We start from the raw sequence: 17,114 nt of genomic DNA, 5'->3' as shown, positions 1-17,114 counted from the left end.
GCATCCGCATGCCGGGCCGGCGCCTCTGGAGCGAGACATGAACGAAAGGCAGTACCCCGCCACCCCCGCGCACGCCTACCTGTTCGCGACCTGCCTGGTCGACCTGTTCGTCCCCGAAGCGGGGCTCGACGCGGTCCGCCTGCTGGAGCGCGAAGGGCTGACCGTCCACTATCCGCGCGGCCAGAGCTGCTGCGGGCAGCCGGCCTACAGCAGCGGCAATCCCGACGAAGCGCGCCGCGTCGCGGCCGCGCAGCTCGACCTGTTCGCCGAACCGTGGCCGGTGATCGTGCCGTCCGGCTCGTGCTCGGGCATGATCCGGCACCATTGGCCGGCGCTGTTCGCCGACGATCCGCTCCATGGCCCGAAGGCCCGCGCGATCGCGGAACGCACCTACGAACTCGCCGAATTCCTCGTCCACGTGCTCGACGTGCGGCTCGACACGGCCGTGGCGAGCGCCGGGCACGACGAGCGCGTCGTGCTGCACACGTCGTGCGCGGCGCGTCGCGAGATGGGCACGCACGTGCATGGCGTCGCGCTCGTCGACGCGCTGCCGGGCGTGACGCGCATCGAACACGAACGCGAATCCGAATGCTGCGGCTTCGGCGGCACGTTCTCGCTGAAGCATCCCGACATCTCCGGTGCGATGGTGCGCGACAAGGTCGCGTCGGCCTGCGCGACGGGCTGCGACCGGCTCGTATCCGCCGACTGCGGCTGCCTGCTGAACATCGGCCACGCGGCGGCCAAGGCCGGCGCGCCGCTGCCGGTCGAACATCTCGCGAGCTTCCTGTGGCGACGCACGGCCGGCGCCGCATCGCTGCGCGGAGACGAGCGATGAGCGCGCGCGCCGCGATTCTCGCGCGCCTGCGCGGCGCAGCACCGGGCGTCGCCGCAACGGCCGCACCCGCGCTCGACGCACGCATCGACACGCATTACGACACGCGCCGCGCGTCGGCCGCGCACGATCCGCACACGCTCGCTCAGGCGATGCAGGCCGCGCTCACCGCATCGCACGCGGAGGTCTGGTGCGCGACCGGTGACGCATGGCCCGCACAGCTCGCCGCGCGTCTCGCCGAAGCCGGCGTGCGCCGCCTGCTGCTCGACCCGGCCCGCGCCGAATCCGCCGCGCTCGCCCGCGCGTTGCCCGACGCGATCGCGCCCGTACCGTTCGACCGGCCGATCGACGCGTGGAAGAACGAGCTGTTCGACACGATCGACGCGGGCTTCACCGTCGCGCGCTCGGGCATCGCCGCCACCGGCACCGTCGTGCTCGCGCCCGATCCCGGCACGCCGCGCACCGTGTCGCTGGTGCCGCCGCTGCATGTCGCGCTGGTCCACGCGCACACGCTGCATGCGGACCTGCACGCGGCCGCGCGCGCGGAGCGCTGGCACGCGGGCATGCCGACCAACCTCGTGTTGGTGTCGGGGCCGTCGAAAACGTCCGACATCCAGCAGACGCTCGCCTACGGCGCGCACGGCCCGCGCCGCCTGTGGGTCGTGATCGTCACCGATTCGTCGGCCGATCCGGCCGACACCGCTTGCGAGGATCAGCCGCGATGAGCGATCACACGCTGCAATTCGTCGCCCCCGGCGACTTCAAGACCCGCGCGCGCGCCGCGCTCGACGATCCCGCCCTGCGCAAGAGCTTTCGCGGCGCGATGGACTTCCTGCAAGGCAAGCGCGCGACCCAGTTTCCCGACGATGCCGAACTGCAACAACTGCGCGATCTCGGCGAAGCCGTGCGGCAGCACGCGCTCGCGCAACTGCCCGCGCTGCTCGAACGGCTGGAGGCGAAGCTCGTGGAAGCCGGCGTGCACGTCCACTGGGCCGAAACGGCAGCCGACGCGAACGCGATCGTGCTCGGCATCGCGCAGGCGAAGAAGGCGCGCCGCGTGATCAAGGGCAAGTCGATGGCGAGCGAGGAAATCGAGCTGAACCATTACCTCGCGGATCACGGCGTCGACTGCATCGAGTCCGACATGGGCGAATTCATCGTGCAGCTCGCGGGCGAGAAGCCGTCGCATATCGTGATGCCGGCGATCCACAAGACGCGCGGCGACATCGCCGAACTGTTCGAGGAACACATCCCCGGCACGCGTTATACGGAGGACGTCGACGAGCTGATCCAGACCGGCCGGCGCGCGCTGCGCCGCGCGTTCGTCGAGGCGGACATCGGCCTGTCCGGCGTGAACTTCGCGGCGGCCGACACGGGCACGCTGTGGCTCGTCGAGAACGAAGGTAACGGCCGCCTGTCGACGACGGTGCCCGACACGCACATCGCGATCATGGGGATCGAGAAGGTCGTCGAGAAGCTCGAGCACATCGTGCCGCTGTCGAGCCTGCTCACGCGCTCGGCCACCGGCCAGGCGATCACGACCTACTTCAACCTGATCTCGGGCCCGCGCCGCGACGGCGAGCGCGACGGCCCGCGCGAGTTGCATCTCGTGCTGCTCGACAACGGCCGCACGCAGGCCTACGCGGACGAACAGCTGCGCGCGACGCTGCAATGCATCCGCTGCGGCGCGTGCATGAACCACTGCCCCGTCTACACGCGCATCGGCGGGCACGCGTACGGCACGACCTACCCGGGCCCGATCGGCAAGATCATCTCGCCGCACCTGCTCGGCCTCGACGCGACGGCCGACCTGCCGACCGCGTCGACGCTGTGCGGCGCATGCGGCGAGGTGTGCCCGGTCCGGATTCCGATCCCGCAACTGCTCGTACGCCTGCGCACCGAGGCGAACCGCAAGCCCGACGAGCCCGTCGCGCATCCGCTGCGCGGCCAGGGCGCGAACTACAACCGCGCGGAAGACCTCGTGTGGCGTTTCTGGTCGGGCGCGTTCGCGCATCCGCGCGCGTACCGCGCGTTCCGCTGGACCGCGACACGCCTGCGCGCGCTGACGCCCGCGAAGCAGATGGGCTGGACGCAGCACCGCACGCCGCTCGAACCGGCGCCGCGCAGCCTGTCCGACCTGCTGCGCGCACGCGGCCAGCCCGAATAGCCGCACCGCTTTCCCGCCAGTACCCATAGAGATACAGACACAGATGGAGGAGACACCCATGCAGGTTTGGCATCAGATCTACACGCCGCTCGGCAGCCTCGGGCTATCGGCGCTCGTCGCCGCGATCCCGATCATCTTCTTTTTCGTTGCGCTGGCCGCGCTGCGGATGAAAGGCCACGTCGCCGCCGCGATCACGCTGCTGCTGTCGCTCGGCGTCGCGATCCTCGCATACGGCATGCCCGTGCCGCAGGCGCTCGCGGCGGCCGGCTTCGGCTTCGCGTACGGCATCTGGCCGATCGCGTGGATCATCGTCGCGGCGGTGTTCCTGTACAAGATCGTCGTGAAGACCGGCCAGTTCGACGTCATCCGTGCGTCGGTGCTGTCGATCACCGACGACCAGCGCCTGCAGATGCTGCTGATCGGTTTCTCGTTCGGCGCGTTCCTCGAAGGCGCGGCCGGCTTCGGTGCGCCCGTCGCGATCACGGCCGCGCTGCTCGTCGGCCTTGGCTTTCGCCCGCTGCACGCGGCCGGGCTGTGCCTGATCGCGAACACCGCGCCGGTCGCGTTCGGTGCGATGGGCATCCCGATCATCGTCGCCGGGCAGGTGACGGGCATCGACCCGTTCCACATCGGCGCGATGGCCGGCCGGCAGTTGCCGCTGCTGTCGCTCGCGGTGCCGTTCTGGCTGGTGTTCATGATGGACGGGCTGCGCGGCGTGCGGCAGACCTGGCCGGCCGCGCTCGTCGCGGGCGGCAGCTTCGCGGTCACTCAATACTTCACGTCGAACCACATCGGGCCCGAGCTGCCGGACATCACGTCGTCGCTCGTCAGCCTCGTCGCGCTCGCGGCGTTCCTGAAGGTCTGGCAGCCGCGCACCGCGAAGCAGCCGGCCGGCGGCATCGTCGCATCGGGCGGCGGCGCGGCGCTGGCCGGGTTCGGCGCGGGTGGCAACGGCTTCGGCGCAGGCCCGAGCCGGCAGGCGTCGCCGTACACGCTCGTGCAGACCGTGCGCGCGTGGTCGCCGTTCCTGATCCTGACGGCCGTCGTCACCGTGTGGAGCATCGCGCCGTTCAAGGCGCTGTTCGCCGCGCACGGCGCGCTTGCGTCGACCGTGCTGAAGTTCCACGTGGCCGGGCTCGACCAGCTCGTCGTGAAGACCGCGCCGATCGCCGCGACACCGAAAGCGCTCGAAGCGGTGCTGAAGATCGATCTCGTGTCGGCGGTCGGCAGCGCGATCCTCGTGACCGCGCTGATCTCGATGGCGCTGCTGCGGATGAAGCCGCGCGACGCGCTCGTCACGTTCGGCGAAACGCTGAAGGAGCTCACGCGCCCGATCCTGTCGATCGGCCTCGTGCTCGCGTTCGCATTCGTCGCGAACTACTCGGGGATGTCGTCCACACTGGCGCTGATGCTGGCCGCGACCGGCGCCGCGTTCCCGTTCTTCTCGCCGTTCCTCGGCTGGCTCGGCGTGTTCCTGACCGGCTCCGACACGTCGTCGAACGCCCTCTTCTGCTCGCTGCAGCAGGCCACGGCCCATCAGCTCGGCGTGCCCGAAACGCTCGCGGTCGCCGCGAACACGACGGGCGGCGTAACCGCGAAGATGATCTCGCCGCAGTCGATCGCAGTCGCGTGCGCGGCGACGGGCCTCGTCGGCAAGGAGTCGGAGTTGTTCCGCTTCACGGTCCGGCACAGCCTGCTGTTCGCGGTGATCGTCGGGTTGATCACGCTCGCGCAGGCGTACGTGCTGCCGGGGATGGTGCCGTAAGCGCGCGGCGCGCCCCCAAAAACAAAAACCCCACGCCCGGAAGAGCGTGGGGTTTTCTTTTCGTCTCGCGCGCGCCGGCCGGGCCGGCGCCGTGCGCGAAGATCAGCTGCCCTTCGCGATGCGATCCTCGATGTGCTGCGCACGGCTCGTCGACGACGGGTGCGAGCTCATCATCGAGCTTTGGCCGCCATCGAGCTTCGCGAGCTTCTGGAACGCGGTGACGAGGCCCTTCTGCTGCATGCCCTTCTGCTTCATCAGGTCGAACGAGTAGTCGTCCGCGGCGCTTTCCTGCGTCTGCGAGAACTGCGCGTTGATGAACTTCTCGGTGATGTCGCCGAGCTGCGAGCTCGACAGCGCCGCCACGCCCGGCGACGCCGCGCCGGCCGCGGTGCGCGCCGCGCTCACGGCGTACGCCGTCTGCATCGCCTTCTTCGAGTGACCCAGTGCAACGTGGCCCATTTCATGGCCGATCACGCCGCGCAACTCGTCGTCGTTCATCATGTCCATCAGGCCGCTGTACACGCGCACGCAGCCGTTGCCCATCGCCCACGCGTTGACGTCCTTGGTCATGTAGACCTTGTAGTTGATTTTCTGGCCGTTCAGCGTCATGTCGCCGAAGCCCTTCATCACCTTCGTCAGACGCTTCGAGTACGCGCTGTTCGCCGGCGCGATCTTCGATTCGGCGTCGCTGGACTTGCACGAGTCGTTCGACAGTGCGGCGATATCCGCATCCGACAGCGTCGCTGCCTTGAACAGGTTGGTCCCCGCCGACGTCAGGCTGTTCGCGTCGATGCTCTGTACCCCGCCGCATGCGCTCAACAGGAACGCCACGCCACACGCTGCCACCGCTTTCTTGAGTTGCATCCCGGAATCCCTCGATAGTTGTATTTGGGAGCGGCGATTTTGCATAATCCGGCAGAAAATTACCAGATGTTTACATCCGATGACACGTTCATTACTCAGCGGATTGAAATGAAGCGGCGACCCGGAACGGAATTGACGACCAAAATCGGTGCAATCGCCGTGATCGGGTGATGGCAGGGAGGAAAAACGGGCAGGTTGCTCAGGCCGCCTGGCCACGGCGGCGTCGCGTCAGCCGACGCGCGACCAGCATCGGCAGCCGCACCGCGAAACCGGTGAAGAGCCGCAGGTGCATCCACGCGAGCAGCGCGTTGTCGCGGCCGTAATGGAAATGCGACACGCCGCCCTCGTGCCGGCCGAAGTAACGCACCGGTGCGTCGATGCGGATCGGGCGCACGCCGGCCCAGCACAGCCGCACGGCCGCCTCGGGATCGAAGTCGAAGCCGCGCATCCACGGTTGGCGGCGCATGATCGCGGCGAGCGGCGCGACCGGATACACGCGAAAGCCGTACAGCGAATCGCCGATGCCGGCCCACAGCGTCTCGAGGTCGGCCCATGCGTTCGACAGCCGGCGCCCCTGCACGCGCAACTGCGGCGCGCTCGCGTCGAACTTCGGCACGCCCAGCACCATCGCGTCGGGCTCGGCCTGCGATGCGGCCATGAAGGCCGGAATCAGGTCGGCCGGATGCTGGCCGTCGGAATCCATCGTCAGCACGTGCGTGAAGCCGCTCGCGGCCGCCGCGTCGAGCCCCGCGAGCACCGCGGCGCCCTTGCCGCGATTCTCCGGCAGCACGATCACGCGCAACCCCGGGTCGCGTTCGGCCATCGCCTGCAGCCGTTCGGCGCTGCCGTCGGTGCTGCCGTCGACGACGACCCACACCGGATTCCACTGCGCGCGGGCATTGCGCACGGTCGTGTCGACCTTGGCGCCCGGGTTGTAGCTCGGAATCAGCACGAGATGGGTGGACGAGGCGTGCAGCTTGGACATGGGAACGGCCGATTGCGAAGACAGGGATCCTGACAAAAGTTTATGACTTGCCAGCGAATGGCGGCAGGCTTCGTCGACACCGCCCGCGTGCGGCGACGGTTGCCGGATCGTGAGGTTCTCCCGCTTCATGACAGCCGCTCCACTGCGTGCCCCGCGCTGGCTTCGATCTCGACCAGCAGGTCGTCGCGGCACACGTCCGCATGGACGAACAGCGGCCGCACGCCGGGGCCGGCCGCATCGCGCAGCACGCGTTCGATCGCGGCGAGCGCCGCACCATCCTCGGCGTCGCGCACGTAGACGCGATAGCTCAGGTCGGCGAGCGAGTACGGGCCATGCCCCTGCCGCGCGGCCTGCTCGAGCACGGCCGCGAGGTTCGCGACCGTCTCGCGCGTTTGCGCGACGACGTCGCCGGGATGCACGGTGCGGTGCCCGACGATGCTCGCGGTGCCCGATACGAACAGCACCGGCTCGGCTTCGCCATCCGTCCACGCGGCTGCGCGCGCGAACGTCGGCGCACGCGGGCCGTACTGCGCCGGATAGTGATACGCGCTGACCTGACGCGGGTTCTCGACCGGATCGGCCGGCGTGCGGCTCGCGAGGAAATGGATCGCGAGCGGTGCGGCCGGCGGCGCATCGCCCGCGACCGGCACGACCGAGCCCAGCGCGCAGGCGGCCGGCACGCCGCCCGTCAGCGCGCGGCGGCACGCGTCGAACGCGTGCTGGCGGCCGATATTGAACTGACGATAGCGTTCGATCCCGAACTGCGCGGCGTTGATCGCCGGCACGGTATTCCAGATGCGCAGCGGATGCGGCATGCCGAGCGTATCGAGCACGTCGAACAGCGCGCGGTACGCATCGTGCGTCGCGCGTTCGAGCGGCGTGCCGCCGTCGCGAGGGGCGCCGGACGTTTCGTGCTCGTGCAGGACGATGCTGCCGAACACGAGGCCCGCCGTGTCACTGTAGCGATAGTGCAGCGCGCCGCGCCGTTCGCTGCGCAGGTCGCGCGCATTGCATTGCCAGATTTCGTACACCGCATCGGCCGGCGCGGTATCCGCGCCGAGCAACGCCATCTGCACCGGTGCGACCGGCAGATCGGGAGCGGTATCGGCCAGCATCCGTGCGGCCGAGTCAGCTTGCGACGCGTCCTGCAACCCGCCCGCACCGATGCACACCACGCCCAACGCACCCGGCAACGCGCGCTCGAATCCATCGGCACGCATGCGTGCATCGTCCAGCAACGCGACGAGCCGTGCATGACTCATCTGGACGAGCCGCAGCGCGCGGCCGCCGTTCGCGAGCGGCGCGGCGGCGGACGACAGGGAACAGGGGCGCCGTTCGGCGTCGACTGGATGCACGGACACTTCGATTTCCTCACTATGCGGCGCAGGCCACGCGACCTCGCGGCGATGCGCCGCGTTGCGTTACGTCGGGCCGGCGCCGCGCTGCGTCATGCGAGCCCGCCGTTGACGGACAACACCTGCCCCGTCACGTAGGCCGCGGCGTCGGACACCAGATACGCGACCATCGCCGCGACTTCGTCGGGCCGGCCCGCGCGCTGCGCGGGCACGAGCTGCTTGATGCGTTCGGCGGGAAACGCCCGTTCGGCCATCGGCGATTCGATGATGCCGGGCGCGACCGCGTTCACGGTGATGCCGCGCGACGCGAGCTCCAGCGACAGCGACTTCGTCGCGCCGATCAGCCCCGCCTTCGCGGCCGCGTAATTGACCTGCCCGCGATTGCCGGTCACGCCGGCCACCGATGCGATGTTGACGATGCGCCCGCGCCGCGTGCGGATCATCGGCAGCAGCAGCGGCTGCGTGACGTTGAAAAAACCGTTGAGCGTCACGTCGATCACGCTGTGCCATTGCCCGCGCGACATGCCGGCCATCGGCGCATCGTCGTGAATGCCCGCGTTGTTGACGAGGATCTGCACCGGCGCATCGTCGAGGAACGGCGCCAGCGCGGCGAGCGTCGCGTCGGCGTCGGTCACGTCGAACGCGATCGCGTGCGCGCTGCCGCCGGCCGCGACGATCTGCTGCGCGACCGCCTCCGCCTGCGCAAGATGGCGGTTCGCGTGCACCCACACTTCATGGCCGGCCTGCGCGAGCGCCGCGCAGATCGCCTGCCCGAGTGCGCCGCTGCCGCCCGTCACGAGCGCCCGCATCGAATTGCTCCGTTCATCGCGTTTCCCCTCGATCGACGCGGCGGCGAATCGTCTCATGATCGCCGCCGCATGCCGTCATCACCTGCGCGCCGCGCCCGGGCGCGACGCCGTCGCGTCACTTCGTGCGATGCGCGGCGACGTAGGCGGCCAGCGCGCCGAGCGTCGCAAAGATCGTCTGGTTGTCCGGATTGTCCGAGCGCAGTTCGAAGCCGTATTTCTTCGAGATCAGCAGCGCGATTTCCAGGATGTCGATGGAGTCGAGCCCGAAACCCTCGCCATACAGCGGGGTCCCGGCCGTCACTGTTTCGAGCGGGACGTCTTCGAGATTCAGTTCGCCGATGATCAGCGTGGCGAGCTCTTGTTCCAGTGCGTTCATCATGCGTGCGAGCAGGCGGCCCATGGCAGCGGAAGGCGCCCGGAAACGACGACCGTCGTGCACGCCCGGCGCGTGCGAATCTCCGTCCCTCCGGCGTCTGCCGGCTTCCCCGCCTGCGTTATTTGGGGATCGTTTGTAAAAGTTACGCGGATTCTAGACGAAGGGGTATCGGGCCGTATACCGCCAATGGTTACAGACTGGCGGGCCGGCGCAGCGGCCCGTTTCAGGACCCGAATGCACGAGACGCTTGAGCCGCTTCGGATGGAAATGGACCGACCCCGCGAAACGCGTCGTCCGGCGCCATACAATCGGTTACAAAAGCCGTTCGCGCCCGCCCCGAACACGCGGTGCGGCGGCCCTAAAATGGGCGTGCTCCACAACCGGCCCGGACCCGCGTCCCGGCCGCCATTCATATGATGTTTGACGGCCCGACCACCGCGTCCGGCCACGATCCGCCCGATGTCGCCAGTCATGCCGCGCCCGTCCTTCCGCTCCGTTCCGGTTTGCCCGCCTGCCCGCCGCCGCCCGGCCGCCGGCGGCGCGTGCCCGCGCCCGCGCGGAGGCCGCCGATGAGCAGGCTGCAGTCCATCGCGCGCGGCGTCGCCGCGGTCGGCGCCGTGGCCGCCTACCAGGCCGGCGCGCACTACGCGGCGGCGACGCCCGGCGCGCACGGCTTCGGCCTCGCGATGGCGCTCGTGCCGCCGCTGCTGCTCGCGCTCGGCGCGGCGCTGCGCTCGCCGAGGCGCGCCTGGCTCGTACCGGCGTGGCTGCTGGCGGCCGCCGCGCTGTGGGCCGCGCGTGCGCCGCTCGCGCGGCATTTCGAATGGGGTCTGTATCTGGAACACGCGAGCTTCAACGTCGCGATGGCGCTGCTGTTCGGCCGCACGCTCGCGGCAGGCCAGGTGCCGCTGTGCACGCGCTTCGCGACGATGATCCACGGCGCGGTCACGCCGGCCGTCGCGCGCTATACGCGGCAGATCACGCTCGCGTGGACGCTGTTCTTCGTCGCGATCGCCGCCGTGTCGACGCTGCTGTTCGCGATCGCGCCGATCGTCACGTGGTCGACGTTCGCGAACTACCTGTCGCTGCCGCTCGTCGTCGTGATGTTCGCCGCCGAGCATGCGTGCCGGCGCTTCGCGCTGCCGCACGAGCCGCGGCCGCGGATGGTCGACGCGGTGCGCGCGTATCGCGCATCGTCGGCCTCACGATGAATTCACGGCCGGCGCGGCGCCGCAACGCGGCCGCGCCGGCCTTCGCTCCCGTTTTTACCGATTTATGCCGACTCACCCGCTGGTATTCCATTCCTCGCCGGACCAGACGATCGCCTGGCGCGACAGCACGCCCGTTTCCGTGCGCGCGTTCGTCGCCGACGTCGCGCGCGTGGCCGCCGCGCTGCCCGCCGGTGCACACGTGTTCAACGTGTGCCGCGACCGCTACCGCTTCGCGGTCAGCCTGTGCGCGGCGCTCGTCGCCGGCAAGGTCAGCCTGCTGCCGTCGACGCACACGCCGGAAATGGTCCGCCAGCTCGCGTCGTTCGCGCCCGATGCGTTCTGCCTGCACGACACACCCGACTGCGCGATCGACCTGCCGCGCTTCGCGTATCCCGACGCCGCACCGGGCGACCTCGCGAGCGATGCGCCGTTCGCCGTGCCGCACATCGATGCCGCGCGAATCATGGCCTACGTGTTCACGTCCGGCTCGACCGGCGCGCCGGTGCCGCACCGCAAGACCTGGGGCTTCCTCGTCGGCTGCGTGCGCGCCGCAGCCGACCGCCTCGGGCTGCTCGACGGCCGCGCGGCCACACTGATCGGCACGGTGCCCGCGCAGCACATGTACGGCTTCGAATCGACGGTACTGCTCGCGCTGATCGGCGGCCTCGCGTTCAGCAACCGCCAGCCGTTCTACCCGGTCGACATCCGCGACGAGCTCGACACGATCCCGCAGCCGCGCGTGCTCGTCACGTCGCCGATCCACCTGCGCGCGCTGCTGTCGGCAGGCCAGACGCTGCCGCGCGCGGCGCTCGTGCTGTCGGCCACCGCGCCGCTGTCGGAAAAGCTCGCGTGCGAAGCCGAGGCCGCGCTCGACGCGCCGCTCGTCGAGATCTACGGCAGCACCGAAACCGGCCAGATCGCGACGCGTCGCACGTCGCAGGGCGCCGCGTGGCAGTTGTTCCCCGGCATCAGGCTCGACGCGCGCGACGAGCCGGCAGACGACGGCAGCGGCCCGACCGTCTGGGTATCGGGCGGGCACGTCGAGGCGCCGGTGCCGATGGGCGATGCGCTCGAACTGCTCGGCGACGGCCGGTTCCTGCTGCACGGCCGCAAAGCGGATCTCGTCAACATCGCCGGCAAGCGCACGTCGCTCGCGTACCTGAACCATCAGCTCAATGCGATTTCCGAGGTCGTCGACGGCGTGTTCTTCATGCCCGACGAAACCACGCCCGCAGACGTCGAACCGGTCACGCGCCTCGTCGCGCTCGTCGTCGCGCCGACGCTCACGGCCGCCGACCTGCAGCGCGCGCTGCGCGAGCGGATCGATCCGGCGTTCATGCCGCGTCCGCTCGTGTTCGTCGACGCACTGCCGCGCAACGAAACGGGCAAGCTGCCGCGCGACGTGCTCGCCGCGCTCGTTGCGCGACATGCACGCACGGCAGCCGCGCCGACGCCTGCGCGCAATGCCGCCGACACGCCCGCGCCCGGATTCACGATTTCGGCCGATCACCCGGCGCTGCCCGGCCACTTCCCCGGTCATCCTGTCGTGCCGGGCGTCGTGCTGCTCGATCACGCGATCCACGCGATCGGCGCGGCGCTGAATCGCCCGTTGCACACGTGGCGGCTCGGCTCCGCGAAATTCCTGAGCCCGGTCGCGCCCGGCGAACCGCTCGACCTCGCGTTCGACACCGCAGCCAGCGGCGCGATCCGCTTCACGCTGCGCGCCGGGGCGCGCGACGTCGCGAGCGGCGTGCTGTCCGCGCCGCCGGCCGCACAGGATGGCGCGCAGCCATGAAGCGCACCGCGTGGGCCGAACGCCAGGAGCGCAGCAACGCAGGATTGCTGCGCGCGATGACGTGGATCTCGCTGCGCTTCGGCCGGCAGCGCGCACGCATCGTGCTGCATCTGATCGCGACGTATTTCGTGCTGTTCTCGCCGGTCGCGTGCGCCGCGTCGCGCGACTACCTGCGGCGTGTGCTCGGCCGGCCCGCGCGCTGGCGCGACGTGTATCGGCACGTATTCACGTTCGCGGCGACGATCCACGACCGCGTCTACCTGATGAACGAACGCTTCGACCTGTTCGACATTCGTCTGCATGGCGAAACGCTCGTCGACGATGCGCTCGCAGCCGGGCGCGGCGCATTCCTGATGGGCGCGCACCTCGGCAGCTTCGAGGTCGTGCGCGCGATCGGCCGCACGCACCCCGATCTGCGCGTGGTCGTCACGATGTACGAGAAGAACGCGCGCAAGATCAACGCGACGCTCGCCGCGGTGAATCCCGCGGCGCAGCCGGAAGTGATCGCGCTCGGGCAGGTCGACTCGATGCTGAAGGTGCGCGAGCGCCTCGACGCGAACTGCATGATCGGCATGCTCGCCGACCGCACGCTGCTCGACGACGCCGCCGCGTCGCTGCGGCGGCTGCCGCTGCTCGGCGCGCCGGCCGCGTTCCCGCTCGGGCCGCTTTACATGGCGGCGATGCTGCGGCGTCCGGTGATCTTCATGACGGGCCTCTATCGCGACGGCAACCGCTACGATGTGCACTTCGAGACGCTCGCCGATTTCTCCGACGTGCGGCGCGATGCGCGCGCGGCGGCCGTCGACGCGGCGCTCGCGCGCTACGTCGCGCTGCTCGACAAGTACTGCCGCGCCGCACCGTACAACTGGTTCAACTATTTCGATTTCTGGCAAGGCGGCGATACCGCGGCCACGCGCCGCGACGATGCGCGCGCCGGCGCCGGCCTGCCCGCTACGAAGGATTCCGACGCATGACCGCCGCTCGCCGCTTCCTGCCATCGCTCGCGCCCGCATTGCGGCGCGCCGCCGTGATGCTCACCGCTGCCGCGCTCGCACTGGCCGCGCCCGCGCAGGCAGCCGATACCGGTTCGGGCTGGAACCTCGACCGGCTGATGTCGACGCTCGCGCAGCACAAATCGGGGCGCGCGACGTTCACCGAAACGAAGTACCTGTCGATCGCCACGCAGCCGGTCGAGTCGTCCGGCGAGCTCGTGTTCGTCGCGCCCGATCACCTCGAGAAGCACACGCTGAGCCCGAAGCCCGAACACCTCGTCGTCGACAGCGACATGCTCACCGTCGAGCGCAACAACCGCAAGTACACGCTCGCGCTCGCGCGCTATCCGGAACTCGGCGCGTTCATCGACAGCATCCGCGCGACGCTGTCCGGCAACCGCTTCGCGCTCGAACAGGTCTACAAGGTCGCACTCGCCGGGCGCGGCGACGACTGGACGCTGACGCTCACGCCGCTCGACGCGCGGATGCTGAAGGTCGTCAGCACGATCACGCTCGACGGCACGCGCGACGTATTGCGCAGCGTCACGATCCGGCAGGCCGACGGCGATCATTCGGTGATGCGCCTGCAACCCGTTCCGGCGAACCCGAACTGATGGACGAACGCACCCAGCCTTCGCCCCCGCCCGTCGCGCGCGCGCTGCACGCGCTGCGGCAGCGCGCGGTGCTCGTGTGGCTGCTCGCGCTCGTCGCGTGCGGCGTCGCGATCGGCCGCGCGCACTTCACGGCCGACCTGTCCGCGTTCCTGCCGCGCTCGCCGAGCGCCGGGCAGCGCGTGCTCGTCGACCAGTTGCGCGACGGCATCGTGTCGCGGCTGATCCTCGTCGCGATCGACGGCGGCGATGCCACGACGCGCGCGGCGCTGTCGAAGCGCGTCGCCGGCGCGCTGCGCGCCGATCCGCAGTTCGCGGCCATTCACAACGGCGAAGCCGCGAACGATGCGCGCGACCGGCAGTTCGCCTTCGATCACCGTTACCTGCTGAGCCCGGCCGTCACGCCGCAACGCTTCAGCGCCGCCGGTCTGCACCAGGCGCTCGGCGACAGCCTCGACCTGCTGAGTTCGTCGGCCGGGCTCGTGGCCAAAGCGATGCTGCCGCGCGATCCGACCGGCGAAATCGGCGTGCTCGTCGACCAGTTCGACAGCGCGGCGCAACCGGCTAGCCGCGACGGCGTGTGGGCGTCGCGCGACGGCACGCGCGCGGTGCTCGTCGCGCAGACGGCCGCCGCCGGCTCCGATACCGATGCGCAGGCACGCGCGATCGACACGGTGCGCCGCGCGTTTACCGCCGCGCAGCAAACCGTGCCGAACGCGGCCGCGACCACGCTCGCGATGACGGGCCCCGGCGTGTTCTCGGTCGACATGCGCGACACGATCCGGCACGACGTCGAACGGCTGTCGACGGCGAGCGTCGTGCTGATCGTCGCGCTGCTGCTGACGCTATACCGCTCGCCGCGCACGCTCGCGCTCGGATTGCTGCCGGTGCTGACGGGTGTCGCGGCCGGGATCGCGGCGGTCAGCGCCGCGTTCGGCACGGTGCACGGGCTGACACTCGGCTTCGGCACGACGCTGATCGGCGAGGCCGTCGATTACTCGATCTACCTGTTCGTGCAATCGGCGCAGGCCGGCACGCGCGGCGGCGCGCGCCCCGCCGACGCGACACGCGCATGGCTCGCCGCGTACTGGCCGACGATCCGGCTCGGCGTGCTGACGTCCGTGTGCGGATTCGCGTCGATGCTGTTCTCCGGATTCCCGGGCCTCGTACAGCTCGGGCTGTATTCGATCGTCGGGCTGACGGCCGCCGCGCTCGTCACACGCTTCGTGCTGCCGCACCTGCGCGGCGAGCATGTCGCGATCCGCGACGTGTCGCGCGTCGGCGCCGTGCTCGCGCGCGCGGCCGACGCCGCGCCGCGGCTGCGCTGGCCGCTCGCCGTGCTCGTCGCCGCCGCATGCACGACGCTCGTGTTGCATCGCGACGATTTGTGGAGCCGCGAGCTCGCCGCGCTGAGCCCCGTACCGGCGCACGCGCAAGCGCTCGACGCGCGGCTGCGCGCCGATGTCGGCGCGCCCGACGTGCGCTACCTCGTCGTGATATCCGCACCGACCGAGCAGGCCGCGCTCGAAGGCGCCGAGAAGGTCGCCGCGCAGTTGCAGCCGCTCGTCGAGCGCGGCGCGCTCGCGGGCTTCGAAAGCCCTGCGCGTTATCTGCCGAGCGACGCCGCGCAGCGCGCGCGCCAGGCGAGCCTGCCCGATGCGGACGTGCTCGCCGCGCGGATGCGCGACGCCGTCGCGAACCAGCCGATCGCGGTGAAACCCGAGCTGTTCGCGCCGTTCATCGCCGACGTCGAAGCCGCACGCCATGCACCGCTGTTGACGCGCGCGGACATGCGCGGCACGTCGATGGCGCTGGCCGTCGATGCACTGCTGACCGAACGCGCGGGCCGCTGGAGCGCGATGCTGCCGCTGCGCGCGCCGGACGCCGCACGCACCGCGCAGCCTGCGCTCGACGCAACGCCGATACGCGCGGCCGTCGCGCGCGCCGGCGTGCCCGATGCGCTGTTCGTCGACATGAAGGCCGAAGCCGACCGCCTGTACGTGAGCTACGTGCACGAGGACATCCGGCTGTCGCTGGCAGGGTTCGCGGCGATCGCCGTGCTGCTGCTGATCGCGCTGCGTTCGCCGCGCCGCGTGGTGCGCGCGCTCGCGCCGCTCGTCGCGGCCGTGCTGGTCGTGACGGCCGGCTTCGCGCTCGCCGGCGTGCAACTGACGATCCTGCACCTCGTCGGGATGCTGCTGATCGTCGCGGTCGGCTCGAACTACGCGCTGTTCTTCTGCAAGCGCGACGACGCACAACCGGTCACGCCGTACACGCTCGTGTCGCTGCTGATCGCGAACCTCGCGACGGTCGCCGGCTTCGGGCTGCTCGCGCTGTCGCGCGTGCCGCTGCTCGAAACCTTCGGGCTGACCGTCGGCCCCGGCGCGATGCTCGCGCTCGCCTTCGCCGCGATTCTCGCGCCGCGCGCCGCAGCGGCGGATCGCTTCCAGGGAGACCGCGCATGAACGCACCGCAGTCCGTTCCGCCGCGCCAGGCCGGGCAATCCGGCGTGCGCCGCTGGAAACCGACGCCGCTGATCGCGGGCACGGCCGCGCTGCATGCAGGCGCCGCCGCCGCGGTCGTCGCGCAGCCGGCCGCGTGGCCGTGGGCCGTCGGCAGCGTGGTCGCCTCGCATCTCGCGCTGACCGCCGCCGGCCTGTGGCCGCGCAGCACGCTGCTCGGCCCGAACTGGACGCGCCTGCCGGCCGGCGCCGGCCGCCGGATCGCGCTGACGATCGACGACGGCCCCGACCCGGACGTCACGCCGCGCGTGCTCGACCTGCTCGAGCGCTACGACGCGCGCGCGACGTTCTTCTGCATCGGCGATCTCGCGCGCCGTCATCCGCGGTGGATCGAAGCGATCGTCGCGCGCGGGCATGCAATCGAGAACCATAGCCAGCGGCACCGGCACACGTTCTCGCTGTCGGGGCCGGCCGCGCTGCGACGCGAGATCGCGGCCGCACAACAGACGCTGACCGACATCGCCGGCACGCGCCCGCTGTTCTTCCGCGCGCCGGCCGGCCTGCGCAATCCGTTTCTCGAACCGGTGCTGTGCGAGCTCGGCCTGCAACTGGCGAGCTGGACGCGGCGCGGCTTCGACACGCGCGCGCGCGATGCCGCGACCGTCACGCGCCGCCTGCTGCACGGCCTCGAACCGCGCGACATCCTGCTCGTGCACGACGGCCATGCGGCGCGCGACGCGCGCGGCGAACCGGTCGTGCTCGACGTGTTGCAGGCCGTGCTGCGCGCGGCCGCCGATGCGCAGCTGCACTGGACCACGTTGCGCGCGGCGCTCGCGCCCGAACCGCCCGGCCAGCCGGGCGTTGCGACACCCCCGTTTGATAAAATCTGA

Annotated in this window: 15 protein-coding genes; 10 read left to right on the top strand and 5 right to left on the bottom strand. The window is 70.6% G+C overall.

Translation table 11 applies throughout. From position 1 onward, the window contains the following. Positions 1-37: 37 nt before the first annotated feature. From BBJ41_RS15015 to BBJ41_RS15000, 4 genes are read left to right on the top strand one after another with little or no spacing between them, the layout of a single operon-like run. Positions 38-835, top strand: coding sequence for a (Fe-S)-binding protein (locus BBJ41_RS15015; protein WP_069747050.1), 798 nt, complete (start codon positions 38-40; stop codon positions 833-835). Continuing rightward, on the top strand, positions 832-1,557 hold the full coding sequence (locus BBJ41_RS15010) for a LutC/YkgG family protein (protein WP_069747049.1): 726 nt from the start codon (positions 832-834) through the stop codon (positions 1,555-1,557). Before BBJ41_RS15015 ends, BBJ41_RS15010 begins: the two co-directional genes overlap by 4 nt. Further along, complete coding sequence (locus BBJ41_RS15005) at positions 1,554-2,999, top strand: LutB/LldF family L-lactate oxidation iron-sulfur protein (protein ID WP_069747048.1); 1,446 nt, start codon at positions 1,554-1,556, stop codon at positions 2,997-2,999. Before BBJ41_RS15010 ends, BBJ41_RS15005 begins: the two co-directional genes overlap by 4 nt. A gap of 58 nt (positions 3,000-3,057) precedes the next feature. Continuing rightward, complete coding sequence (locus tag BBJ41_RS15000) at positions 3,058-4,764, top strand: lactate permease LctP family transporter (protein WP_069747047.1); 1,707 nt, start codon at positions 3,058-3,060, stop codon at positions 4,762-4,764. A gap of 102 nt (positions 4,765-4,866) precedes the next feature. Here BBJ41_RS15000 and loiP read toward each other — a convergent pair whose 3' ends face one another. The 5 genes from loiP to BBJ41_RS14975 all read right to left on the bottom strand — a co-directional run bounded on the left by loiP (position 4,867) and on the right by BBJ41_RS14975 (position 9,177). Continuing rightward, entirely contained in the window at positions 4,867-5,628 is a 762-nt protein-coding gene (gene loiP / locus BBJ41_RS14995) for a metalloprotease LoiP (RefSeq protein WP_069747046.1), read from the bottom strand. A 199-nt stretch (positions 5,629-5,827) separates the two neighbouring features. Continuing rightward, entirely contained in the window at positions 5,828-6,613 is a 786-nt protein-coding gene (locus BBJ41_RS14990) for a glycosyltransferase family 2 protein (RefSeq protein ID WP_069747045.1), read from the bottom strand. Positions 6,614-6,738: 125 nt separating this feature from the next. Then, positions 6,739-7,974 (bottom strand): chorismate transformation FkbO/Hyg5 family protein, encoded by a 1,236-nt coding sequence (locus BBJ41_RS14985; RefSeq protein WP_069747044.1) that lies wholly within the window; start codon positions 7,972-7,974, stop codon positions 6,739-6,741. An 86-nt stretch (positions 7,975-8,060) separates the two neighbouring features. Further along, complete coding sequence (gene fabG / locus BBJ41_RS14980) at positions 8,061-8,777, bottom strand: 3-oxoacyl-ACP reductase FabG (RefSeq protein ID WP_069747043.1); 717 nt, start codon at positions 8,775-8,777, stop codon at positions 8,061-8,063. Between the two features lie 115 nt (positions 8,778-8,892). Then, positions 8,893-9,177, bottom strand: coding sequence for a phosphopantetheine-binding protein (locus BBJ41_RS14975; protein WP_083281879.1), 285 nt, complete (start codon positions 9,175-9,177; stop codon positions 8,893-8,895). 545 nt (positions 9,178-9,722) lie between these two features. Between BBJ41_RS14975 and BBJ41_RS14970 the strand changes: the two genes are divergently transcribed. The 6 genes from BBJ41_RS14970 to BBJ41_RS14945 all read left to right on the top strand — a co-directional run bounded on the left by BBJ41_RS14970 (position 9,723) and on the right by BBJ41_RS14945 (position 17,114). After that, a complete protein-coding gene (locus BBJ41_RS14970; protein ID WP_069747722.1) occupies positions 9,723-10,364 on the top strand; it encodes a COG4648 family protein in 642 nt (213 codons plus the stop codon). A 64-nt stretch (positions 10,365-10,428) separates the two neighbouring features. After that, entirely contained in the window at positions 10,429-12,159 is a 1,731-nt protein-coding gene (locus BBJ41_RS14965) for an acyl-CoA synthetase family protein (RefSeq protein WP_069747042.1), read from the top strand. Continuing rightward, the gene (locus tag BBJ41_RS14960; protein ID WP_069747041.1) at positions 12,156-13,133 is read left to right on the top strand and encodes an LpxL/LpxP family acyltransferase; all 978 of its coding nucleotides are present in this window, start codon (positions 12,156-12,158) and stop codon (positions 13,131-13,133) included. The genes BBJ41_RS14965 and BBJ41_RS14960 overlap by 4 nt, the downstream gene beginning before the upstream one ends. After that, positions 13,130-13,765: an outer membrane lipoprotein carrier protein LolA gene (locus BBJ41_RS14955; RefSeq protein WP_069747040.1), complete on the top strand. Its 636-nt coding sequence runs from the start codon at positions 13,130-13,132 to the stop codon at positions 13,763-13,765. Before BBJ41_RS14960 ends, BBJ41_RS14955 begins: the two co-directional genes overlap by 4 nt. Then, on the top strand, positions 13,765-16,227 hold the full coding sequence (locus BBJ41_RS14950; RefSeq protein WP_069747039.1) for an MMPL family transporter: 2,463 nt from the start codon (positions 13,765-13,767) through the stop codon (positions 16,225-16,227). Before BBJ41_RS14955 ends, BBJ41_RS14950 begins: the two co-directional genes overlap by 1 nt. Next, positions 16,224-17,114 (top strand): polysaccharide deacetylase family protein, encoded by an 891-nt coding sequence (locus BBJ41_RS14945; RefSeq protein ID WP_069747038.1) that lies wholly within the window; start codon positions 16,224-16,226, stop codon positions 17,112-17,114. The genes BBJ41_RS14950 and BBJ41_RS14945 overlap by 4 nt, the downstream gene beginning before the upstream one ends.

Origin of the sequence: Burkholderia stabilis (genome assembly GCF_001742165.1) — a bacterium.
Lineage (GTDB): Bacteria > Pseudomonadota > Gammaproteobacteria > Burkholderiales > Burkholderiaceae > Burkholderia > Burkholderia stabilis.
Note: the sequence above shows the minus strand (reverse complement) of the source record. Positions and strands in the feature narration are given on the sequence as shown.